This window comes from Kitasatospora cathayae, assembly GCF_027627435.1.
Lineage (GTDB): Bacteria > Actinomycetota > Actinomycetes > Streptomycetales > Streptomycetaceae > Kitasatospora > Kitasatospora cathayae.
Genome location: NZ_CP115450.1, coordinates 5,796,528 through 5,818,221 on the forward strand (window position 1 = coordinate 5,796,528; position 21,694 = coordinate 5,818,221).

Consider the following 21,694-nt stretch of genomic DNA (forward strand, 5'->3'; position numbering starts at 1 on the left):
GCTGGACCGGGGCCCGGCGGCCGCCCCCACGGACGCCGCGACAATCCCTCAGACGGCCACCCGCCCCCGGAGGTCCTCGTTGAGTTCCGCGCAGTCCCTGATCGACTCCGGCAAAGCCGACATCGTGGCCGGGCGTCCCGCCTCCGTCGCCCACCTGTTCCTGGAACGCGTCGCCGCCACCCCGAACCATGAGGCCTACCGCTACCCCGCCTCGGTCGACGAGCAGGCCGCGGACGGCGCGCCGGGCGCCGAGCAGTGGCGCTCGCTCACCTGGGCGCAGACCGCGGTCCGGGTCAAGGCGGTGGCCGCCGGCCTGATGGCGCTGGGCATCCAGCCGGAGGACCGGGTCGCGCTGGCCTCCTCCACCCGGCTCGAGTGGATCCTCACCGACATGGGCGCCATGTGCGCGGGCGCGGCCATCACCACGGTCTACCCGAGCACCAACGCGGACGAGACGGCCTTCATCCTCTCCAACTCGGGCTCCCGGGCCATGTTCGCCGAGAACGCCGCCCAGCTGGCCAAGGCCGTCGAGCACATCGAGCAGCTGCCCGAGCTGCGCACCGTGATCCTCTTCGACGAGCCCGCCGAGGCCCCCGACACCGCCGGGCTGGACCTGATCACCCTCGCCGAGCTGGAACGGCGCGGCGCCGAGTACCTGGAGCAGTACCCGGACGCGGTCGAGAAGGCGGTGGCCGCGCTCGACAAGGAGCAGCTGGCCACCCTCATCTACACCTCCGGCACCACCGGCCGCCCCAAGGGCGTGCGCCTGGTGCACGACTGCTGGGCGTACGAGGGCAGGGCCCAGGAGGCCAGTGGCCTGCTCGGCCCCGACGACGTCCAGTTCATGTGGCTGCCGCTGTCGCACGTCTTCGGCAAGACCCTGATCTCCGGCCAGATCGCCACCGGCCACGTGATGGCGGTGGACGGCCGGGTGGACCGGATCATCCACAACCTGCCGGCCATCAGGCCCACCGTGATGGCCTCGGCGCCGCGCATCTTCGAGAAGGTCTACAACGGCATCGCCGGCCGGGCCCGGGCCGAGGGCGGCGCCAAGTACAAGATCTTCCTGTGGGCCGCCCAGGTCGCCCGCGAGTACGCCCGGGTGGTCCAGGAGAGCCGGATCGCCACCGGCGTCGAGAGGGCCCCGCTCGGCCTGCGGCTGCAGCACGCGCTGGCCGACAAGCTGGTGTACGCGAAGATCCGGGCGGCCTTCGGCGGCCGGCTGCGCGGCGCCGTCTCCGGCAGCGCCGCGCTCGCCCCCGAGATCGGCTACTTCTTCCTCGGCGCGGGCGTGCCGATCCTGGAGGGCTACGGGCTGAGCGAGACCAGCGCCGGCTCCTGCGTCAACCGCAAGGAGGACGTGCGGATCGGCACGGTCGGCCGCCCGCTGCCCGGCACCGAGGTGCGGATCGCCGAGGACGGCGAGATCCTGCTGCGCGGCCCCGGCGTCATGCGCGGCTACCACAACCTGCCGGAGAAGACCGCCGAGGTGCTGGAGCCGGACGGCTGGTTCCACACCGAGGACATCGGCGAGCTGAGCCCCGACGGCTTCCTGCGGATCACCGACCGCAAGAAGGACCTGTTCAAGACCTCCGGCGGCAAGTACGTGGCGCCCAGCGAGGTCGAGGGCAAGTTCAAGGCGGTCTGCCCGTTCGCCAGCAACATCCTGGTGATCGGCAACGGCCGCAACTACTGCACCGCGCTGATCAGCCTGGACGAGGCGGTGCTGCTGCCGTGGGCCGCCGAGCGCGGCCTGGCCGGGAAGAGCTACGCCGAGCTGGCCGCCGAGCCGGCCGTGCACCAGCTGGTCGAGGGCTTCGTCAAGCGGGTCAACGCCGACCTCCAGCGCTGGCAGACGATCAAGAAGTTCCACCTGCTGCCGCGCGACCTCGACGTCGAGCACGGCGAGCTCACCCCCAGCCTGAAGATCAAGCGCCCGGTGGTCGAGCGGACCTACGCGGACGCCGTGGCGGCCATGTACGCGGGCGCCAACGAGGCCTGATCCCGGTTCCCGTACGGTCCGCGCCGGGTTTCGCGGGCCGTACGGGACAATGGGGTCATGCCCTCCGCACTCCCCGACGGCGAACCGGTGCCGTCCGACGGTTCCCTGCCCGCGCACGCCCTCGCCGGGCTGGGCTCGCGGCCGTTCGGCTTCTACCTGCACGTGCCGTACTGCGCCAGCCGCTGCGGCTACTGCGACTTCAACACCTACACCGCCACCGAGCTGCGCTCCTCCGGGGCGGTCGCCTCGCAGGAGACGTACGCGGACAACGTGGTCGCCGAGATCCGGCTGGCCCGGAAGGTGCTGGGCGACACGGACCTGCCGGTGCGGACGGTGTTCCTCGGCGGCGGCACCCCCACCCTGCTGCCGGCCCGCGACCTGGTGAAGATGCTCGCCGCGCTGCGCGAGGAGTTCGGGCTCGCCCCGGACGCCGAGGTCACCACCGAGGCCAACCCGGAGTCCGTCGACCCGGCGTACCTGGCCGAACTGCGCGAGGGCGGCTACAACCGGATCTCCTTCGGCATGCAGAGCGCCCGCCCGCACGTGCTCCGACTGCTCGACCGCCACCACACCCCGGGCCGCCCCGAGGCCTGCGTGGCCGAGGCCCGCGCGGCCGGCTTCGAGCACGTCAACCTCGACCTGATCTACGGCACCCCCGGTGAGTCCGACGACGACTGGCGGGCCTCCCTGGACGCCGCGATCGGCGCCGGCCCGGACCACGTCTCCGCGTACTCCCTGATCGTCGAGGAGGGCACCCGGCTCGCCGCCCGGGTCAAGCGCGGCGAACTGCCGATGATCGACGACGACGTCCACGCCGACCGCTACCTCATCGCCGAGCAGGCGCTCGGCGCGGCCGGCTACTCCTGGTACGAGGTCTCCAACTGGGCCACCACCCCCGAGGGCCGCTGCCGCCACAACGAGCTCTACTGGACCGGCGCCGACTGGTGGGGCGCCGGCCCCGGCGCCCACAGCCACGTCGGCGGCGTCCGCTGGTGGAACGCCAAGCACCCCGCCGCCTACGCCCAGTCCCTCGCCGAGGGCCGCACCCCGGCCCTGGGCCGCGAGGTGCTCGGCGACGAGGACCGCCGGGTCGAGCGCATCCTGCTGGAACTGCGCCTGGTCGACGGCGTCCCGCTCGACCTGCTGACCGAGACGGGCCGCAAGGCCGCCGCCAAGGCCCTCTCCGACGGCCTCCTCGCCCCCGAGCCGTACGAACAGGGCCGCGCTGCCCTGACCCTCCAGGGCCGGCTGCTGGCGGATGCCGTGGTGCGGGATCTGGTGGATTAGCAGATCCGGCGCACAACCTGGCCGGTGAGTTCGGCGATCGTCTCGAAGTCGGCATCCAGGTGCAGCACGGTGAGTTTGTGCTGCGCCGCCGTGACCGCGACCAGCAGGTCCACCGGGCTCGCGCATTGGTGCCGACCCGACTGTGCCAGCCGCTCCTGGAGTTCGGCGGCCTCCTGCCAGGCGTTGTCCCGAAGGTGCTGATACGGGAAGAGCTCGCGCAGCAGGCCGGCCGCCTCGAAGTAGTCCGCCCGGCCACCGACCGCTCGTAGGTACTCCTGGCGGACCGGCTCGCACAGCAACACCAGCCCGGCGTTGACCGTCTCGTCCCAGGCCGATCCAGCCCGGCCGCGCATCAACCGCACCAGTGCGCTGGTGTCGATCAGGAATTCCTCGGTCACGCGGCCGGCCTCGCAGGCCGCTCAGGCTCGTCCGGGTAGCCGATGACCGAGAAGTCGATCTTGCCCTCGGCCACCATCTCCCGCATCCGGGCGAGCGCCGCCGCACGCCGCCGCCGATCCGCTATCTCCCGGAGGGCGGCGTTGACGGTGTCCTTCTTGGTCGTGGTGCCGAGGAAGCGCGCTGCGTCGGCGAGGGCCTCGTCATCGAGGTCAATCACAGTGCGGGACATCCGAGCCTCCGAGACCAGTGGCGTATATCCGTTTCCGTATCAGGATATACGCCACTCGCGGATCAATCGGCCAAAGTGGCGAAGTCGATCAACTCTTCCACTCGGCCGAGCAGTTCGGGCTCCAAGTCCTTGTAGCTGTCGACCTTCGACAGGATGTGCTTCCAGGCGGCCGGGGTGTCCACCGGCCAGCCGAGGCGGCGGCAGGTGCCCTCCTTCCAGTCCTCTCCCCTCGGGACGGCGGGCCAGGCGGGGATGTCGACGGAGGACGGCTTCACGGCCTGCCAGATGTCGATGTAGGGGTGGCCGACGACCAGGACCGAGTCGCCGGTGACCTGGGCGGCGATGCGGTGTTCCTTCGTTCCCGGGAGCAGGTGGTCGACCAGGACGCCGAGGCGCCGTCCCGGGCCGGGGGCGAAGTCGGCGACGATCGCGGGGAGGTCGTCGATGCCCTGGAGGTACTCGACGACGACGCCCTCGATGCGCAGGTCGTCGCCCCAGACCCGCTCGACCAGTTCGGCGTCGTGCCGGCCCTCGACGTAGATCCGGGACTCGCGGGCGACCCGGGCGCGGACGCCGGGGACGGCGATGGAGCCGGAGGCCGTACGCCCCGGGGCGCGGGGCGTGGCCGGGGCGGTCGGGCGGACCAGGGTCACGACCCTGCCCTCCAGCAGGAAGCCGCGCGGGACCATCGGGAAGACCCGGTGCTTGCCGAAACGGTCCTCCAGGGTGACGGTGAAGCCCTCGGCGGTCTTCTCGCAGCGCACCACCGCCCCGCAGAAGCCGGTGGCCACCTCCTCGACCACCAGATCCCGCTCGGCCGGCACCTCGGGTGCCGGCTGCTGCTTCTTCCACGGCGGGGTGAGGTCGGGTCCGTACTGGTGGCTGCGCATGGAGGCGACTATACGGACGGCCCGTCAGAGGCCCGGCGCGCCCCAGACCGGGAACCAGCGGCTCAGGTCCTTCTCCAGCCGCAGGTCGTTCCCCAGCATCGCGTTGACCTGCAGCTCCAGCGGACTGTTGCGCCGCTCCCCGCCGCCGGGCATCGGGGCGAAGGGGTAGAAGGTGCCGCGCTTGTAGAGGTAGACCAGGGCCAGCGACTGCCCCTCCGGATTGCGGAAGCCCACCAGTGAGCAGAGCAGCTGGGGGCCGAAGCCGTTGGCCTCCAGCTCGCTGTTGACCGCGTGCAGGTCGTTGACCAGCTCCGGGAGTTCCTCGGGGGTGTGCCGGGCGAGCAGCCAGGAGTAGCCGTAGCCGTCCTTGGAGGCCTCCACCGGGACGCCGCCGCGCTCGGTGTCGGCGTCGAGCAGCGCTCGGACCTGCTGCTCCACCTGGACGAAGGCCGCGCCCTCGACGGCCGCGAAGCAGACCGAGCCGAGCCCGGTGGGCAGGAACCCGGCCGCGGCCTCCAGGGTGAGTGCGGCGGACGGCACGCCGAACAGCTGGTCGAGGTCGGGCTTGACGGGCTTGGTGCGGCCGAACAGGGCGTCCAGGAATCCCACGGCGGGCCTTTCGGGTCGGGGAGGTCGATCAGCGGCCGAGCTGCGCGGAGATCTTCGCCAGCTGGGCCAGTCGCTTCTCCAGCGTCGGATGGGTGGAGAACAGCTGGGAGGCGGTCTCCCGGGCGCTCAGCGCGGGGGCGAAGTAGAAGGCGTTGTAGGGCTGGGAGCGGCGCAGGTCCTCGGTGGGGATGGCCGCGATCTGCCCGGTCACCTTGGTGAGGGCGGAGGCCAGGGCGCTGGGCCGGCCGGTGAGCTGGGCGGCGGCCCGGTCGGCGGCCAGCTCGCGGTAGCGGGAGAGCAGCCGGGTGAGCAGGAAGCTGATCGCGTAGACGACCATCGACACCAGCGGGATGATCAGCGCCGCGATGGCCGCGTTCTGGTCGTTGTTGTTGCGGCCGCCGCCCATGAACCCGCCGTACATGGCGATCCGGGTCATCGCCCCGGCGAGCACGCCGAGGAAGCCGGCGATGGTCATCACCGCGACGTCCCGGTGGGCGACGTGCGACAGCTCGTGCGCCAGGACGCCCTCGAGTTCCTCCGGTTCGAGCCGGCGCAGCAGGCCGGTGGTCACGCACACCACGGCGTTCTGCGGGTTGCGGCCGGTGGCGAAGGCGTTCGGCATGTCGTTGTCGGCGACGGCCACGCGGGGCTTGGGCATGTCGGCCAGGGCGCAGAGCCGGTCGATCGTGCCGTGCAGCTGGGGGTACTGCTCCTCGGTCACCGGGCGGGCGCCCATGGCCCGTTCGGTGATCTTGTCGCTGAACCAGAACTGGGCCACGAACAGCCCGCCGGAGATCAGCACGATCAGCGGCCAGGCCCCGCGCAGCAGCGCGATCAGCAGGCCCGTGAAACCGACGTACAGCAGCCCGATCACGAACATCGTCGCGACCATGCGGCTGGTCAGGCCGCGGTCGGGCGCGAAACGGGTGTGCTGGCCCGAGCTCGACATCTCTTGCTCCTCCGTTCGCCGTCGCTTTCGATGCTGCCACCCGGACGGCCCCGGGGCACCACCCCCCGCACGCGGAGTGTCGTGGCGGCCGTCCGGAACTGCGGGCAGGATCACCCCGGCCGGGCCGTTCCTGCGGTAGGACCCGGGCCGTACACTGGCAGGTACGGTTTTGGCACTCGTACGTGCAGAGTGCCAGGATCGGGGCCCTCCCCGGAGCGGCTCGCAGCATCACAGACGGACAACGTGCGAAGACGGAGGTGCGTGCCCCATGGCCGGTGAGGTCCGCCAGCTGGACGACCGCAAGCTCGCCGTGCTCCGCGCGATCGTCCAGGACTACGTGGGCACCGAGGAGCCGGTCGGCTCCAAGGCGCTGGTGGAGCGGCACAACCTCGGGGTGTCCCCGGCCACGGTGCGCAACGACATGGCGGCGCTGGAGGAGGAGGGGTACATCCACCAGCCGCACACCAGCGCCGGGCGCATCCCCACCGACAAGGGCTACCGGCTGTTCGTCGACAAGCTCGCCGAGGTCAAGCCGATGAGCTCCCCGGAGCGCCGGGCGATCCGGCACTTCCTGGAAGGCGCCGTCGACCTGGACGACGTGGTCAGGCGCACGGTGCGGCTGCTCGCCCAGCTGACCCGGCAGGTCGCCGTGGTGCAGTACCCCTCGCTCACCCGATCCACCGTCCGGCACATCGAGCTGGTGGCGCTGGCCCCGGCCAAGGTGATGCTGGTGCTGATCACCAACACCGGCCGGGTCGAGCAGCGGATGATCGACTGCCCGGGCACGGTCGGCGAGACGGTCCTGGCGGACCTGCGGGCGCGGATCAACGCGCGGGCGGCCGGCCAGCGGCTGCCGGACGTCCCCGGTCTGCTGGAGGAGCTGCCGGCGACCTTCGAGCAGATCGACCAGCCGACCGTCAGCACGGTCCTGGCCACGCTGTTCGAGGCGCTCGCCGAACAGAACGAGGAGCGGATCATGCTGGCCGGCACGGCCAACCTGACCCGCTTCGGGCACGACTTCCCGCTCACCATCCAGCCGGTGCTGGAGGCCCTGGAGGAGCAGGTCGTCCTGCTCCGCCTCCTGGGTGAGACCACGGACGCCGCGATGACGGTCCGGATCGGGCGGGAGAACGCGTACGAAGGGCTGAATTCCACCTCGGTCGTTTCGGTCGGCTACGGTTCGGGCGACGAGAGCGTGGCCAAACTGGGTGTGATCGGTCCGACCCGGATGGACTACCCGGGCACAATGGGGGCGGTGCGAGCGGTGGCACGGTACGTGGGCCAGATCCTGGCCGAGTCGTAGCAAGCAACCGCCGTCGGGAATTCCGGCGGCGATGTCCAGTCGCACTACTACAGGCGGAACAAGCGGAGCATTTGGTGGCCACGGACTACTACGCGGTACTCGGCGTCCGACGGGATGCGGGGCAGGACGAGATCAAGAAGGCGTTCCGGCGCCTGGCACGCGAACTGCACCCGGACGTCAACCCGGACCCGAAGACGCAGGAGCGGTTCAAGGAGATCAACGCCGCCTACGAGGTGCTCTCCGATCCGCAGAAGCGCCAGGTCTACGACCTCGGCGGCGACCCGCTGTCGCCCGGCGGCGGCGGTGGCGCGGGCGGCTTCGGCGCCGGCGCGGCGGGCTTCGGCTTCTCCGACATCATGGACGCCTTCTTCGGCGCCGCGGCCGGCCAGCGCGGCCCGCGCTCGCGCACCCGCCGCGGCCAGGACGCCATGATCCGGCTGGAGATCACCCTGGAGGAGGCCGCCTTCGGCACCACCAAGGAACTCCAGGTCGACACCGCCGTCACCTGCACCACCTGCAGCGGCGAGGGCGCGGCCCCCGGCACCTCCGCCCAGACCTGCGACATGTGCCGCGGCAAGGGCGAGGTCTCCCAGGTCACCCGCTCCTTCCTGGGCCAGGTCATGACCTCCCGCCCGTGCCCGCAGTGCCAGGGCTTCGGCACCGTCGTGCCGACCCCGTGCCCCGAGTGCGCCGGCGACGGCCGGGTGCGGGCCCGCCGCACCCTGACGGTCAAGATCCCGGCCGGTGTGGACAACGGCACCCGGATCCAGCTGGCCGGCGAGGGCGAGGTCGGCCCCGGCGGCGGCCCGGCCGGCGACCTGTACGTCGAGATCGCCGAGACCACCCACAGCGTCTTCCAGCGGCGCGGGGACGACCTGCACTGCACCGTCACCATCCCGATGACGGCCGCCGCGCTCGGCACCCAGGTGCCGCTGCAGACCCTGGACGGGCTGGAGGAGGTCGACATCCGGCCCGGCACCCAGTCCGGCCAGTCGATCCCGCTGCACGGCCGGGGCATCACCCACCTGCGCGGGGGCGGCCGGGGCGACCTGATAGTGCACGTCGAGGTGCAGACGCCCACCAAGCTCGACGCCGAGCAGGAGGAGCTGCTGCGCCGGCTCTCCATGCTGCGCGGCGAGGAGCGGCCGTCCGGCCAGTTCGCGCCGGGCCAGCAGGGCCTGTTCTCGCGCCTGAAGGACGCCTTCAACGGCCGGTAGTCGTCCGGGAAGGGGTGCCGGGGGCAGTTCCCCGGCACCCCTTTCGTGTCCCCCCGTCCCTTTCCCTGGAGGTTCCCCGTCATGACCGCCCCCGTCTTCGTCGTCGAGACCGAGCGGATCGCCGCCGCCGCGCCCGGGGCCGTGGTGCGGCTCGACGGGGCGGAGGGGCGGCACGCGGCGGCGGTGAAGCGGCTGACGGCCGGCGAGGCGGTGACCCTGGCGGACGGGCTGGGCCTCGGGGTGGACGGGACGGTCGCCGAGGTGCTCGGCAAGGACGCGATCGACGTCACGGTGGCCGTCGTGCGGCGGGAGCCGGAGCCGGCGCCGCGGATCGTGGTCGTCCAGGCGCTGCCCAAGGGCGACCGCGGCGAGCTGGCCGTGGAGACCATGACCGAGGTCGGCGTGGACGTGGTGATCCCCTGGGCCGCCTCCCGCTGCATCACCCAGTGGAAGGGCGAGCGCGGCGCCAAGGCGCTCGCCAAGTGGCGGGCCACCGCCCGGGAGGCGGGCAAGCAGTCCCGCCGGCTGCGCTTCCCCGAGGTGCGCGAGCTGATGACCACCCGCCAGCTGGCGCCGCTGCTGGCCCAGGCCTCCCTCGCGGCGGTGCTGCACGAGGAGGGCGCCGAGCCGCTGGCGCAGACCGCGCTGCCCGCCGCCGGGGACATCGTGCTGGTGGTCGGCCCGGAGGGCGGGGTCTCCCCGGAGGAACTGGCCGCCTTCGCCGAGGCGGGTGCCCAGCCGTACCGGCTGGGCCCGTCGGTGCTGCGCACCTCCACCGCCGGGGTGGCCGCCGGGGCGCTGCTGCTGGGGCGCACCGGCCGCTGGGCGTAGGGCTCGTCCGGCCGGTCCGGCCGCCCGGCGCAACTCCCGTGCGCCCGCCGGGAGTGTCGGAAAACCGGAGCGGCTCCTACCCGTACCTGCCTACGCTGACCGGGTGACGGACTCCCTGAGCACCTCTGCGGGCGCCTATCCGCGCCACCCCCATCTGCACGGTGACCTGGTCACCTTCGTCGCCGAGGACGACCTGTGGCTCGCCCCGCTGGACGGCGGCCGGGCCTGGCGGCTGACGGCCGATCACCTGCCGGTGCACCACCCCCGGTTCGCCCCGGACGGGCGGCACATCGCCTTCACCTCCACTCGGGACGGCGCCCCCGAGGTGCACGTGGTGCCGGTGGACGGCGGTCCGTCCCGGCGGCTGACGTACTGGGGCAGCCAGCAGACCCAGGTGCACGGCTGGACGGCGGACGGGCGCCCGATCGCCGCCACCACCGCGGGCGAGGCCACCCTGCGCCGCACCCACGCCTACGCCGTGCCGCTGGACGGCGGCGAGGCCCAGCGGCTGCCGTACGGGCTGGTCGGCGGGCTGGCCTTCGAACCGGACGGCGACCGGGTGCTGCTGGTCAGCGCCAACACCCGCGAGCCGGCCTGGTGGAAGCGCTACCGGGGCGGCCGGGCGGGCAAGTTGTGGCTGGGCCGGGACGAATTCGTCCGGATCCACGAGGAGTTGGACGGTCAGCTCGGCTCGCCGCTGTGGGTCGCCGGGGCGGGGGCGGAGGGCGGCCGGATCGGGTTCCTGTCCGACCACGAGGGCGTCGGCGAGCTGTACTCCAGCCGCCCGGACGGTTCCGACCTGCGCCGCCACAGCACCGACCCGGACGGCTTCTACGCCCGCAACGCCAGCACCGACGGCACCCGGGTGGTCTTCCACCGGGCCGGTGACCTCTGGCTGGTGGACGATCTGGAGGGCGCCGCGCCGCGCCGCCTGGATGTCCGGCTGGCCGGCCCGCGCACCGGCCGCCGCCCCCGCCCGGTCCACGCCGGGCACTGGCTGGAGACCGCCGTCCCCGACCGCACCGGCCGGGCCTCCGCCGTGGTGGTGCGCGGCAGCGTGCACTGGCTGACCCACCGGGAGGGCCCGGCCCGGGTGCTGGACGAGACGCCGGGCGTGCGCGGGCGGCTGGCCCGGGTGGTGCCGGGGGAGGACGGCGCCCAGGGCGTGCTGTGGGTCTCCGACGCCGAGGGCGAGGACGCGTTGGAGTTCGCGCCCGCCGTGGACGGCGCCGCGCGCCGCCGGCTGGCGGCCGGGCGGCTCGGCCGGGTCAACTCGCTGGCCGTCTCCCCGGACGGCCGGCAGGCCGCGCTCGGCGTGCACGACGGCCGGGTGCTGCTGGTGGCGCTCGCCGACGGCGCCGTGCACGAGCTGGCCCGCAGCCAGGACGGTGAGGTCAGCGGGCTGACCTTCAGCCCGGACTCGGCCTGGCTGGCCTGGTCCCGCCCGGTGCACGGCCTCGGCCCGTTCTCGCTGCGCCACATCGTGCTGGCCGACCTGGCCACCCGCACCGTCAGCGAGGCCACCCAGCCGCGCTTCTTCGACACCTCGCCGGCCTTCACCGCGGACGGCCGCCACCTGGCCTTCCTGTCGGTGCGCAACTTCGACCCGGTGTACGACTCGCACGGCTTCGACATGGCCTTCCCGGGTGGCTGCCGCCCGTACCTGATCACGCTGGCCGCCGACACGCCCTCGCCGTTCGGGCCGCAGCGGGCCGGGCGCCCGCTCGGCGGGGAGGAGGACGAGCCGCGCGGCAGGAAGGAGGACGGCGAGGCCGACGCCCCGCCGGTGACCAGGGTCGACCTGGACGGCATCGCCGACCGGATCGTGCCCTTCCCGGTCGAGGGGGGCCGCTTCGGCCGGCTGCGCGCCGCCAAGGACGGCGTGCTGTGGACCCGTTCCCCGCTGCTCGGCGAACTCGGCGACGACGCGGCCTCGTTGGACGACGAGCGGCCCCGGCCGGTGCTGGAGCGGTTCGACCTGAAGCGCCGCCGCGCCGAGCAACTGGTGCACGGCCTGGACGACTTCGCGGTCAGCGGGGACGGCACCCGGGTCGCCGTGCTGGACGAGGGCGAGCTGCGGATCGTCCCGGCCGACCACAAGGCGGGCGGCGAGGACGACGAGACCGCCGTCGACCTCACCCGGCTGCGGGTGACCGTCGACCCGGCCGCCGAGTGGCGCCAGATGTACGACGAGAACGGCCGCCTGATGCGCGACAACTTCTGGCACCCGGACCTCGGCGGCCTCGACTGGGCGGGCGTGCTGGAGCGCTACCGCCCACTGGTCGAGCGGATCGGCTCGCACGACGAACTGGTCGACCTGCTCTGGGAGGTGCACGGCGAACTCGGCACCTCGCACGCCTACGTGCTCCCGTACGGCCGGCCCACCGAGCCCGCCCGCCGGCAGGGGCTGCTGGGCGCCGACCTGGTCAAGGACGGCGAGCGGTGGCGGGTCGCCCGCATCCTGCCCGGCGAGTCCTCCGACCCCCGGGCCCGCTCGCCGCTGGCCGCCCCCGGCGCGGCGATCCGCCCGGGCGACGCGGTGCTCGCCGTCAACGGGCGCCGGGTGGACCCGGTCACCGGCCCGGCGCCGCTGCTGGCCGGCACCGCCGGGCAGCCGGTCGAGCTGACCGTGGTCGGCAAGGACGGCACCGACCGGCGTCATCCGGTGGTCGTCCCGCTCGCCGACGAGGAACCGCTGCGCTACCACGACTGGGTGGCCGGGCGGCGGGCCGCCGTGCGCGAGCTGTCCGGCGGGCGGCTGGGCTACCTGCACATCCCCGACATGCAGTCGGCCGGCTGGGCCCAGCTGCACCGCGACCTGACCACCGAGATGGCCAAGGAGGGGGTGATCGTCGACGTCCGGGAGAACCGCGGCGGCCACCTCTCCCAGCTGGTGATCGAGAAGCTGGCCCGCCGGATCGTCGGCTGGGACTTCGCCCGGGACGTCGCCCACCCGATGCCCTACCCGGCCGACGCCCCGCGCGGACCGGTGGTCGCGCTGGCCGACGAGTTCTCCGGCTCGGACGGCGACACCGTCAACGCCGCGATCCAGGCGCTCGGGATCGGCCCGGTGGTCGGCACCCGCACCTGGGGCGGGGTGATCGGCATCGACAGCCGCTACCGGCTGGTCGACGGGACCCTGGTCACCCAGCCCAAGTACGCGTTCTGGCTGGAGAAGTACGGCTGGGGCGTGGAGAACCACGGCGTCGACCCGGACGTCGAGGTGCCGATCGCCCCGCACCAGCGGGCGGCCGGCGAGGACCCGCAGCTGGTCGAGGGCGTGCGGATCGCCCTCGCCGCCCTGGCCGCGACCCCGGCCCGCACGGCACCGGCGGCGCCCTGGGCGTAGGACCCGTCTCCGTCGGGGAGGCGCGGTCGCGGAGCGGCAGGTCGGCGGGCCCGACCTCCCGCTCCGCGGCGTGGGTAGGATGCGGGGCTGTTCTTGATCGCGATCTCGATCTGATCGACAGCTCACGGGGGAGCACTCCATGGCGCAGGGATATCCGCCGCCGCAGTACCCGCAGAACGGCTACGGGCCGAACCCGTACGGGCAGGGCCCGTACGCCCAGCCGCCGCAGCCGTACGGCCAGCCGCCGCAGCCGTACCCGCAGAGCCCGTACCCGCCGCAGGGCCAGCAACCGCCGTACCAGCAGCAGCCGTACCAGCCGCAGGCGCAGCCCGCGCTGCCGCCGTGCCCGCCGGAGGCGTACGCCGGGCGGCGGTTCCTGGCGATCGTGCTGGACTTCGCCCTCGCCTTCGGCCTCGGCTTCGCCGCCGCCATCGCCGACGACAACACCGCGAAGCACGCGAAGCCCGTCGTGCACGCGGTCGGCCACGCCGCCGTCCAGAGCCCGGTGGTGCCGTTCTGGGTGGCGTTCCTGGGAGTGAGCCTGCTCGTCTCCTTCCTCAACCAGGTGGTGCTCGCCCGGCTGACCGGCTTCAGCGTGGGCAAGGGGATCCTGGCCATGCGGGTGGTGCGCCGCAAGCGCGTGATGCGCCCCAACACGTGGCGGCTGACCCGTCGTTGGCTGCTCGGCTTCGTCTACCTCGCGGTGGTCCTCATATCCGAGGACTTCGACGTGTCCGAGGGGGACATCGTCGGGATGCGCTCGGTGCGCTGGAAGCACCTGCAGGAGTACCAGCAGGCGGTCGCGTGGCTCGGCTAGGCTGCGCCCGTACGGCCCCACGAAACCACTGAAGCGAGGAGAAGCCGATGGCCGGCGAGCCGCAGCCCGACTGCCTGTTCTGCAAGATCGTGGCGGGCGAGATCCCGGCGACCGTGGTGCGCAAGACCGAGCGCATCCTCGCCTTCCGTGACATCGCCCCCAAGGCCCCGGTGCACGTCCTGGTCATCCCGCACGTCCACTACCCGAACGCCGCGGCGCTGGCCGCCGCCGAGCCGGAGATCGCCGGCGAACTGCTCGCCGAGGCGGGCGCGGTGGCCAGGGACGAGGGCCTCGAGGACTACCGGCTGATCTTCAACACCGGTGCGGGCGCCGGGCAGACCGTCTTCCACGCCCACGTGCACGTGCTCGGCGGCAAGTCGATGACCGAGCGCATGGTCTGATCCCAGGTGTCCCAGCGCGAACTCGTCGTCCTCGGCACCGCCAGCCAGGTGCCCACCCGGCACCGCAACCACAACGGCTACCTGCTGCGCTGGGACGGCGAGGGCCTGCTGTTCGACCCCGGCGAGGGCACCCAGCGGCAGATGCTGCACGCCGGGGTCTCGGCCACCCAGATCACCCGGATCGCGGTGACCCACTTCCACGGCGACCACTGCCTGGGCCTCGCCGGGGTGATCCAGCGGATCAACCTTGACCGGGTCCCGCACCCGGTGGACGTCTACTTCCCGGCCTCCGGCGAGGTCTACTTCGAGCGGCTGCGGCACGCCACCGCCTACCACGAGACGGCCGTGCTGCGGCCCCGGCCGATCGACGAGCCGGGCCCGCTGCCCGCGCCCGGCGCCCGCTTCGCGCTGGACGCGGTCCGCCTCGACCACCCGGTGGAGTCCTTCGGCTACCGGTTGTCCGAGCCGGACGGCCGCCGGCTGGTGCCCGAGCGGCTCGCCGCGTTCGGCGTGTACGGCCCGGCCGTCGGCCGACTCCAGCACGAGGGCGCGATCGAGGTGGACGGCCGCACGGTCACCCTGGACGAGGTCAGCGAGCCGCGGCCGGGCCAGAAGTTCGCCTTCGTGATGGACACCCGGCTGTGCGAGGGGGTGCACCAACTCGCCGAGGGCGCCGACCTGCTGGTGGTCGAGGCGACCTTCACCGACGCCGACGCCCAGCTCGCCGACGACCACGGCCACCTCACCGCCGGCCAGGCCGCCAAGGCCGCCGCCGAGGCCGGGGTGCGCACCCTGGTGCTGACCCACTTCTCCCAGCGCTACCCGGACCTGAGCCAGCACCTGGCCGACGCCCGCAAGCACTTCGACGGGGAACTGGTGCTCGCCGAGGACCTCGCCCGGGTGCCCGTCCCGGCCCGCCGCCACCCGTGACCGGTGCGGAAGGCCGACGCGGGAAGAAGCCCCACGGAAAAAGGGTTCGCGCCGCCCCGCGATCTGCCGCAGCATCGTCGGGTGCGGCCCCGCCGCCCGCCGCAGCGATCACGCTCGCGGCGTACCCTGGTGCCCCGGAGACCGAGCGGCACACGACACCACGGATGGGATGAGGCAGGCCCCAGCGCCGACCTATGAGTGACACATCGCAGACCCGTACCGACGGGCAGTCGCGCCCGGAACCGGCCGACGACGGCCGGGTGAGCGCCCGGATCGTCATCCCCGAGAAGCACCCGATGGTCACCCTGCTCGGCACGGCGGACTCGCTGCTGCGCGTGATCGAGAAGGGCTTCCCCGCCGCCGACATCCACGTCCGCGGCAACGAGGTGACCGCCACCGGGACGCGTGCCGAGGTCGCGCTCGTGCAGAAGCTCTTCAACGAGATGATGCTGGTGCTGCGCACCGGCCAGCCCCTGACGGAGGACTCCGTGGAGCGCTCCATCGCCATGCTTCGCGAGGAGGACCCGGACAGCCCGGCGCCGTCCCAGGTGTTCACCGCGAACATCCTGTCCAACCGGGGTCGCACGATCCGCCCCAAGACGCTCAACCAGCAGCGCTACGTCGAGGCGATCGACAAGCACACGATCGTCTTCGGCCTCGGCCCGGCCGGCACCGGCAAGACCTACCTGGCGATGGCCAAGGCCGTCCAGGCCCTGCAGGCCAAGGAGGTCAACCGGATCATCCTGACCCGCCCGGCGGTCGAGGCGGGCGAGCGGCTGGGCTTCCTGCCCGGCACCCTCTACGAGAAGATCGACCCGTACCTGCGCCCGCTGTACGACGCGCTGCACGACATGATGGACCCGGACTCCATCCCGCGCCTGATGGCGGCCGGCACCATCGAGGTCGCCCCGCTCGCGTACATGCGCGGCCGTACGCTCAATGACGCCTTCATCATCCTCGACGAGGCCCAGAACACCTCGCCCGAGCAGATGAAGATGTTCCTCACCCGCCTCGGGTTCAACTCCCGGGTGGTGGTCACCGGCGACACCAGCCAGATCGACCTCCCGGGCGGCACCCGCAGCGGGCTCAAGGTCGTCCAGGAGATCCTGGCCGACGTCCCGGACATCCACTTCTCCGTCCTCACCAGCAACGACGTGGTCCGCCACAAGCTGGTCGGCCGGATCGTGGACGCCTACGAGCGCTGGGACGCGCGGCAGGAGGCCGAGGAGAACGCCCCGGCCGCCCGCAAGCCCGCCCAGCGGCGCCTCGGCAAGACCGCCGCGGCGCGCGCACCCCGACAGTCCCATCGCACCGAAAGCTGAGCACACAGCCCGTCATGTCGATCGACATCGCCAACGAGTCCGGCTGGGACGCCGATGAGGAAGCCATCCTCGACGTCGCCCGCTTCGCCCTGGACAAGATGCGGATCCACCCGCAGTCCGAACTGTCCGTGATCCTGGTGGACGGTGCGGCGATGGAGGAGCTGCACATCCAGTGGATGGACCTGCCCGGCCCGACCGACGTGATGTCGTTCCCGATGGACGAGCTGCGTCCCGGCAAGGAGGGCGAGGAGCTGCCGCAGGGCCTGCTCGGCGACATCGTGCTCTGCCCCGAGGTCGCCGAGCAGCAGGGCAAGGCGGCCCCCTCCAAGCACTCGATGGACGAGGAGCTGCAGCTGCTCACCGTCCACGGCGTACTGCACGTCCTCGGCTACGACCACGAGGAGCCGGAGGAGGAAGAGGAGATGTTCGCCCTCCAGAAGCGCATCCTGGACGACTGGCGGGCCGGCCGCGGCCTCGGCGGCATCTCGCCGGCCCCCACCACCCACTGAGCGCGGGGCCCGAACTCCTGTGAGCGGTGAGAGTACGAGCTTCATCCTCGGTGCCGTGGCGCTGGTCGTGCTCGGCTGGCTGGCCGCGTGTGCCGAGGCGGGCATCTCGCGGGTCTCCCGGTTCCGGGCGGAGGAGGCGGTACGGAACGGGCGGCGCGGCTCCGCGCGGCTGCTGGCCGTCGCCTCCGACCCGTTCCGCTACCTCAACCTGGCGACCCTGATCCGGGTGGCCAGCGAGATGGCGGCGGCGGTGCTGGTCACCGCGGTGTGCGTGCGCAACATCCACCCGACCTGGCAGGCCGTGCTGCTGGCCTTCGGCGTGATGGTGCTGGTGTCCTTCGTCGCGGTGGGCGTCTCGCCGCGCACGATCGGGCGCCAGCACCCGATCTCCACCGCGACCGCCGCCTCCTTCGTGCTGCTGCCGCTGGCCGCGGTGCTCGGCCCGATCCCGCGGCTGCTGATCCTGCTCGGCAACGCGCTGACCCCGGGCAAGGGCTACCGGGAGGGGCCGTTCGCCTCCGAGGCGGAGCTGCGGGCGCTGGTCGACCTCGCGGAGAAGGACGACCTGATCGAGGACGAGGAGCGCCGGATGGTGCACTCGGTCTTCGAGCTGGGCGACACCATCGTGCGCGAGGTGATGGTGCCGCGCACCGACCTGGTGATGATCGAGCGGCACAAGACCGTCCGGCAGGCGCTCACCCTGGCGCTGCGCTCGGGCTTCTCACGGATCCCGGTGGTCGGCGACAACGAGGACGACGTGGTCGGCATCGTCTACCTCAAGGACCTGGTGCGCCGCACCCACATCAACCGCGAGGCGGAGGCCGAGGAGGTCGGCGCGGTGATGCGCCCGGCCGTGTTCGTCCCGGACTCCAAGCCGGCCGGCGACCTGCTGCGCGAGATGCAGCAGCGCCGCTCGCACGTCGCGATCGTGATCGACGAGTACGGCGGCACGGCGGGGCTGGTCACCATCGAGGACATCCTGGAGGAGATCGTCGGCGAGATCACCGACGAGTACGACCGGGAGATCGCGCCGATCGAGGACCTCGGCGACGGCTCGTACCGGATCACCGCCCGGCTGCTGGTGGAGGACCTGGGCGAGCTGTTCGGCATCGAGCTGGAGGACGAGGACGTCGAGACCGTCGGCGGCCTGCTGGCCAAGCACCTCGGCCGGGTGCCGATCCCCGGCTCCTCCTGCCGGATCCCGCTGCCCGAGCCGGTCGCGGACGGCCTGACCGGCATCCTGCTGACCGCCGAGTCCTCGGCCGGGCGCCGCAACCGGATCGGCTCGATGGTCGCCTCGCCGGTGCGCGGGGCGGAGGCGTCCGGGCAGGCCCCGGGCGAGTAGCGGGTGCGCGGTCGCCGAGCGACGATGGAGGGCATGACGCACAAACTGCGCGCGGAGTACGGCCCGCAGGGGGCGGCCGGCGGGGTCAAGTCCTGGCACGTGGTGCGGGACGAGGACCTGTCGACGGCGCTCTGCGGCCGGACCATGCCCGACGACGCCGAGACGCGGCCCGAGCAGGAGTGGGGCACCGGGCTGCGTTGCTGCCAGCAGTGCGGCTCGCTGTACATGCACGAGACGCCGCATCTGCAGGGGAGCCATCCGTACAGCTAGGGAGCCCGGAGCTCGCTGGAGGTCGCCATGAAGCTGCAAGACGAACTGCCGACCGTCGATCGCCGGCTCGCCCTGGTGTGGCGGGTCGGGGCGGGGTTCGGGGGGATCTTCCTGATCGTGTTCGGGTCCCTGGGGCTGGCGAACCACCCGGGGTTCCTGGGCACCCACGGTGAGCGGATCGCCGGGCTGTCGACCGACGGGGCGCTGAGCGTCCTGTCCATCGTGGTGGGTGCGATCCTGCTGCTCGGCGCCGTGATCGGCGGGAACTTCGCGTCCAACCTCAACATGGTGGTCGGTGTGCTGTTCGTCCTGTCCGGCTTCTACGGACTGACGGTGCTCGGGCGGCCGGAGGCGAACATCCTCAACTTCCGGATGTCGAACGTGCTGTTCGCGTTCGTCTTCGGGATCGTCCTGACCACCTTCGGGATGTACGGCCGGGTGAGCAGCCACCTGCCGCACGACAACCCGTTCTGGCGCAAGCGGATCTCGCAGGAGGAGCCGCTGCCGTCCGGGGCCGCGAAGACCTTCGTCAAGGTGCTCAACCCGAACCCGGGGCGCACCCACCCGGTCGGCCACTGATACTCGCCCGCTCGCCTCCGGGGCGCTCCGGCCCGGTGCCGACGGTCGGCGCTCCGGCGCTCGTTCCTCGCTGGTCGCTTCTCCCTTTCGACACCGGCGCGCCCCTTCGGCTCGGGGCGGGTGCTCGCCCGCTCGCCTCCGGGGCGCTCCGGCCCGGTGCCGACGGTCGGCGCTCCGGCGCTCGTTCCTCGCTGGTCGCTTCTCCCTTTCGACACCGGCGCGCCCCTTCGGCTCGGGGCGGGTGCTCGCCCGCTCGCCTCCGGGGCGCTCCGGCCCGGTGCCGACGGTCGGCGCTCCGGCGCTCGTTCCTCGCTGGTCGCTTCTCCCTTTCGACACCGGCGCGCCCCTTCGGCTCGGGGCGGGTGCTCGCCCGCTCGGCGGCCAAAGGGGCTCGGGGCGGGTGCTCGCCCGCTCGGCGGGTGAGCGGGCCGCCTATGCTCGGCGGCATGAGTGACATCGTCGAACTCGACCCCGAAGACAAGAAGATCATCACCCTGGCCCGCTCGGCCCGCGCCCGCAACGGCGTGCCCGAGGGGGCCGCGGTGCGTGACGAGACCGGCCGCACCTACGTCGCCGGGACGGTCTCGCTGGCGTCACTGGAGCTGAGCGCGCTGCAGACGGCGGTGGCGATGGCGGTGGCCAGCGGTGCGAAGTCGCTGGAGGCGGCTGCCGTGGTGAGCGAGGCCGAGCAGCCGGCCGAGACCGACCTGGCGGCCGTGCGGGACCTGGGCGGGGCCGGGACGCCGGTGCTGCTGGCCGGTCCGGACGGGACGCTGCGGGTGTCGGCCGAGGCCCGCTGAGGGGCCGCCGCGGGGCCGTCCTACGGCCCTTGCGGCGTTGAGCCGATAACCTCACCGGGGGAGTGGACTCGGTGAGGGGCTGGGGCATGGGGGCGTGGGCGTTCGTCGCCGGGCTGGTGCTGTTCGTGATGGGGATGGGCAAGTGGCAGGAGACCGGCACGGTCTACTGGCTCTGGGGCTCGCTCGTCTTCCTGCTGCTGCTGGTGGTCTTCTCACTGGTCGGACGGGGCGGCGACAAGGGCTGAGCCGGCCGTGACCACCGGCCCGGGACGGCGCGGACGGCGCGGCTCCGGTGATCAGGGAGAATGGAGCCCATGAATGCCCCTTCCTCCTCGTACCGCTCCGGGTTCGCGTGCTTCGTCGGCCGTCCCAACGCGGGCAAGTCGACCCTGACCAACGCCCTGGTGGGGACGAAGGTCGCGATCACCTCCGACCGCCCGCAGACCACCCGGCACACCGTGCGCGGCATCGTGCACCGCCCGGACGCCCAGCTCGTGCTGGTCGACACCCCCGGTCTGCACAAGCCCCGCACCCTGCTCGGCGAACGCCTCAACGACCTGGTCCGCACCACCTGGGCCGAGGTCGACGTGATCGGCTTCTGCCTGCCCGCCGACCAGAAGATCGGCCCCGGCGACAAGTTCATCGCCAAGGAGATCGCCGGGATCAAGAAGACCCCCAAGGTCGCCATCGTCACCAAGACCGACCTGGTCGACTCCAAGCGGCTGGCCGAGCAGCTGATCGCCATCCAGCAGCTCGGCGTCGAGCTGGGCTTCGAGTGGGCCGAGATCATCCCGGTCTCCGCCGTCGGCGACAAGCAGGTGGAACTGGTCGCCGACCTGCTCACCAAGCTGCTGCCCGAGGGCGACCAGCTCTACCCGGACGGCGACCTCACCGACGAGCCCGAGCAGATCATGGTCGCCGAGCTGATCCGCGAGGCCGCCCTGGAGGGCGTGCGGGACGAACTGCCGCACTCGCTGGCCGTCGTGGTCGAGGAGATGCTGCCGCGCGAGGGCCGCCCGGCGGACCGCCCGCTGCTGGACATCCACGCCAACGTCTACATCGAGCGGCAGAGCCAGAAGGCGATCGTGATCGGCGCCAAGGGCTCGCGGCTCAAGCACGTCGGCACCACCGCCCGCAAGCACATCGAGGCGCTGCTCGGCACGCCGGTCTACCTGGACCTGCACGTCAAGGTGGCCAAGGACTGGCAGCGCGACCCCAAGCAGCTGCGCAAGCTCGGCTTCTGACGAGCTTCTGACGGGCTTCCGGCGAGCTTCCGACGACCTGCGGACGCTGCGCGGGGGTTACGCGCCCTCGCGCAGCACCAGGGACACCAGCTCCCGCTGGGAGTCGGTGAGCTTGGGGTCGGCGCAGTGCACCGTCCGTCCGTCGACGGTGATCTCGTAGTGGAAGCCGTCCGGTACGCCGTACGAGGGGGCGCGCAGCCCTCCCGCGACGGCTTCGCGGGCGAGCGCGTGGACGTGCGGGGCGTCCGTGCGGTCGACGGTGTCGAGTTCGGCGTGGCGGACGATTCCGGCGAGGCCGCCGGTCCGGGTCACCTGGATGCGCATGGTGTCCATGGTGCTACGCAGGGAAGGCTTTTGCGACGCTTTTCCCGGACCGTGACCTCAAGTGCACCTCAACCCGGTCTCGACCACC

At 72.7% G+C, this 21,694-nt stretch carries 23 protein-coding genes; 17 read left to right on the forward strand and 6 right to left on the reverse strand.

All coding sequences use genetic code 11. The features are described 5' to 3' along the window. The first annotated feature begins 79 nt into the window (after positions 1–79). The gene (locus tag O1G21_RS25875) at positions 80–2,002 is read left to right on the forward strand and encodes an AMP-dependent synthetase/ligase (RefSeq protein ID WP_270147021.1); all 1,923 of its coding nucleotides are present in this window, start codon (positions 80–82) and stop codon (positions 2,000–2,002) included. A 57-nt stretch (positions 2,003–2,059) separates the two neighbouring features. Further along, a complete protein-coding gene (gene hemW, locus O1G21_RS25880; protein ID WP_270147022.1) occupies positions 2,060–3,289 on the forward strand; it encodes a radical SAM family heme chaperone HemW in 1,230 nt (409 codons plus the stop codon). On the opposite strand, the gene O1G21_RS25885 is transcribed toward hemW, so the two are convergent. From O1G21_RS25885 to htpX, 5 genes are all read right to left on the reverse strand, one after another. Then, on the reverse strand, positions 3,286–3,687 hold the full coding sequence (locus O1G21_RS25885) for a PIN domain nuclease (protein ID WP_270147023.1): 402 nt from the start codon (positions 3,685–3,687) through the stop codon (positions 3,286–3,288). The two genes, hemW and O1G21_RS25885, sit on opposite strands and share 4 nt — an antisense overlap. Further along, a complete protein-coding gene (locus O1G21_RS25890) occupies positions 3,684–3,917 on the reverse strand; it encodes a type II toxin-antitoxin system VapB family antitoxin (RefSeq protein WP_270147024.1) in 234 nt (77 codons plus the stop codon). The genes O1G21_RS25885 and O1G21_RS25890 overlap by 4 nt, the downstream gene beginning before the upstream one ends. Before the next feature lie 62 nt (positions 3,918–3,979). Further along, entirely contained in the window at positions 3,980–4,807 is an 828-nt protein-coding gene (locus O1G21_RS25895) for a DUF3097 domain-containing protein (RefSeq protein WP_270147025.1), read from the reverse strand. A 24-nt stretch (positions 4,808–4,831) separates the two neighbouring features. Next, positions 4,832–5,416, reverse strand: coding sequence for a PspA-associated protein PspAB (gene pspAB, locus O1G21_RS25900; RefSeq protein ID WP_270147026.1), 585 nt, complete (start codon positions 5,414–5,416; stop codon positions 4,832–4,834). A gap of 28 nt (positions 5,417–5,444) precedes the next feature. Continuing rightward, positions 5,445–6,365 (reverse strand): zinc metalloprotease HtpX, encoded by a 921-nt coding sequence (gene htpX / locus O1G21_RS25905; RefSeq protein WP_270147027.1) that lies wholly within the window; start codon positions 6,363–6,365, stop codon positions 5,445–5,447. Between the two features lie 268 nt (positions 6,366–6,633). Here htpX and hrcA point away from each other — a divergent pair, with 268 nt between their 5' ends. The 15 genes from hrcA (at position 6,634) to era (ending at position 21,282) form a co-directional block, all read left to right on the forward strand. Beyond that, positions 6,634–7,668, forward strand: a complete 1,035-nt coding sequence (gene hrcA, locus O1G21_RS25910; RefSeq protein WP_270147028.1) for a heat-inducible transcriptional repressor HrcA — start codon at positions 6,634–6,636, stop codon at positions 7,666–7,668. 74 nt (positions 7,669–7,742) lie between these two features. Further along, positions 7,743–8,885 (forward strand): molecular chaperone DnaJ, encoded by a 1,143-nt coding sequence (gene dnaJ, locus O1G21_RS25915; RefSeq protein ID WP_270147029.1) that lies wholly within the window; start codon positions 7,743–7,745, stop codon positions 8,883–8,885. Between the two features lie 81 nt (positions 8,886–8,966). Continuing rightward, on the forward strand, positions 8,967–9,716 hold the full coding sequence (locus tag O1G21_RS25920; RefSeq protein ID WP_270147030.1) for a 16S rRNA (uracil(1498)-N(3))-methyltransferase: 750 nt from the start codon (positions 8,967–8,969) through the stop codon (positions 9,714–9,716). Positions 9,717–9,819: 103 nt separating this feature from the next. Continuing rightward, positions 9,820–13,065, forward strand: coding sequence for a S41 family peptidase (locus O1G21_RS25925; protein ID WP_270147031.1), 3,246 nt, complete (start codon positions 9,820–9,822; stop codon positions 13,063–13,065). Between the two features lie 139 nt (positions 13,066–13,204). Continuing rightward, positions 13,205–13,882, forward strand: a complete 678-nt coding sequence (locus O1G21_RS25930) for an RDD family protein (protein WP_270147032.1) — start codon at positions 13,205–13,207, stop codon at positions 13,880–13,882. Between the two features lie 47 nt (positions 13,883–13,929). Continuing rightward, positions 13,930–14,283, forward strand: coding sequence for a histidine triad nucleotide-binding protein (locus tag O1G21_RS25935; RefSeq protein ID WP_270147033.1), 354 nt, complete (start codon positions 13,930–13,932; stop codon positions 14,281–14,283). Positions 14,284–14,289: 6 nt separating this feature from the next. Continuing rightward, positions 14,290–15,213 (forward strand): ribonuclease Z, encoded by a 924-nt coding sequence (locus O1G21_RS25940; RefSeq protein ID WP_270147034.1) that lies wholly within the window; start codon positions 14,290–14,292, stop codon positions 15,211–15,213. A gap of 296 nt (positions 15,214–15,509) precedes the next feature. Next, on the forward strand, positions 15,510–16,535 hold the full coding sequence (locus tag O1G21_RS25945; protein WP_270151275.1) for a PhoH family protein: 1,026 nt from the start codon (positions 15,510–15,512) through the stop codon (positions 16,533–16,535). A 14-nt stretch (positions 16,536–16,549) separates the two neighbouring features. Next, the gene (ybeY, locus tag O1G21_RS25950) at positions 16,550–17,044 is read left to right on the forward strand and encodes an rRNA maturation RNase YbeY (RefSeq protein ID WP_030061268.1); all 495 of its coding nucleotides are present in this window, start codon (positions 16,550–16,552) and stop codon (positions 17,042–17,044) included. Positions 17,045–17,063: 19 nt separating this feature from the next. Next, positions 17,064–18,389: a hemolysin family protein gene (locus O1G21_RS25955; protein WP_270147035.1), complete on the forward strand. Its 1,326-nt coding sequence runs from the start codon at positions 17,064–17,066 to the stop codon at positions 18,387–18,389. Positions 18,390–18,422: 33 nt separating this feature from the next. Further along, positions 18,423–18,659, forward strand: a complete 237-nt coding sequence (locus tag O1G21_RS25960; protein WP_270147036.1) for a hypothetical protein — start codon at positions 18,423–18,425, stop codon at positions 18,657–18,659. Positions 18,660–18,686: 27 nt separating this feature from the next. Further along, positions 18,687–19,238 carry a DUF4383 domain-containing protein gene (locus O1G21_RS25965; RefSeq protein ID WP_270147037.1) on the forward strand — a complete coding sequence of 184 codons (552 nt, stop codon included), beginning with the start codon at positions 18,687–18,689 and terminating at the stop codon, positions 19,236–19,238. 446 nt (positions 19,239–19,684) lie between these two features. Beyond that, positions 19,685–20,038 carry a cytidine/deoxycytidylate deaminase family protein gene (locus tag O1G21_RS25970; protein WP_270147038.1) on the forward strand — a complete coding sequence of 118 codons (354 nt, stop codon included), beginning with the start codon at positions 19,685–19,687 and terminating at the stop codon, positions 20,036–20,038. Between the two features lie 62 nt (positions 20,039–20,100). Next, a complete protein-coding gene (locus O1G21_RS25975; RefSeq protein ID WP_270147039.1) occupies positions 20,101–20,283 on the forward strand; it encodes a hypothetical protein in 183 nt (60 codons plus the stop codon). Positions 20,284–20,352: 69 nt separating this feature from the next. Next, entirely contained in the window at positions 20,353–21,282 is a 930-nt protein-coding gene (era, locus tag O1G21_RS25980) for a GTPase Era (RefSeq protein WP_270147040.1), read from the forward strand. Positions 21,283–21,339: 57 nt separating this feature from the next. Here the strand turns inward: era and O1G21_RS25985 are convergent, their stop codons facing one another. Next, on the reverse strand, positions 21,340–21,606 hold the full coding sequence (locus tag O1G21_RS25985; RefSeq protein ID WP_030290773.1) for a protealysin inhibitor emfourin: 267 nt from the start codon (positions 21,604–21,606) through the stop codon (positions 21,340–21,342). Between the last annotated feature and the right edge of the window lie 88 nt (positions 21,607–21,694).

Coding starts and splice junctions, on each gene's coding strand:
- hemW (WP_270147022.1), top strand. CDS start 2,060: ATGCCCTCCGCACTCCCCGACGGCGAACCGGTGCCGTCCGACGGTTCC.
- O1G21_RS25890 (WP_270147024.1), bottom strand. CDS start 3,917: ATGTCCCGCACTGTGATTGACCTCGATGACGAGGCCCTCGCCGACGCA.
- O1G21_RS25895 (WP_270147025.1), bottom strand. CDS start 4,807: ATGCGCAGCCACCAGTACGGACCCGACCTCACCCCGCCGTGGAAGAAG.
- htpX (WP_270147027.1), bottom strand. CDS start 6,365: ATGTCGAGCTCGGGCCAGCACACCCGTTTCGCGCCCGACCGCGGCCTG.
- hrcA (WP_270147028.1), top strand. CDS start 6,634: ATGGCCGGTGAGGTCCGCCAGCTGGACGACCGCAAGCTCGCCGTGCTC.
- O1G21_RS25920 (WP_270147030.1), top strand. CDS start 8,967: ATGACCGCCCCCGTCTTCGTCGTCGAGACCGAGCGGATCGCCGCCGCC.
- O1G21_RS25930 (WP_270147032.1), top strand. CDS start 13,205: ATGGCGCAGGGATATCCGCCGCCGCAGTACCCGCAGAACGGCTACGGG.
- O1G21_RS25935 (WP_270147033.1), top strand. CDS start 13,930: ATGGCCGGCGAGCCGCAGCCCGACTGCCTGTTCTGCAAGATCGTGGCG.
- O1G21_RS25945 (WP_270151275.1), top strand. CDS start 15,510: ATGGTCACCCTGCTCGGCACGGCGGACTCGCTGCTGCGCGTGATCGAG.
- ybeY (WP_030061268.1), top strand. CDS start 16,550: ATGTCGATCGACATCGCCAACGAGTCCGGCTGGGACGCCGATGAGGAA.
- O1G21_RS25960 (WP_270147036.1), top strand. CDS start 18,423: ATGACGCACAAACTGCGCGCGGAGTACGGCCCGCAGGGGGCGGCCGGC.
- O1G21_RS25965 (WP_270147037.1), top strand. CDS start 18,687: ATGAAGCTGCAAGACGAACTGCCGACCGTCGATCGCCGGCTCGCCCTG.
- O1G21_RS25970 (WP_270147038.1), top strand. CDS start 19,685: ATGAGTGACATCGTCGAACTCGACCCCGAAGACAAGAAGATCATCACC.
- era (WP_270147040.1), top strand. CDS start 20,353: ATGAATGCCCCTTCCTCCTCGTACCGCTCCGGGTTCGCGTGCTTCGTC.
- O1G21_RS25985 (WP_030290773.1), bottom strand. CDS start 21,606: ATGCGCATCCAGGTGACCCGGACCGGCGGCCTCGCCGGAATCGTCCGC.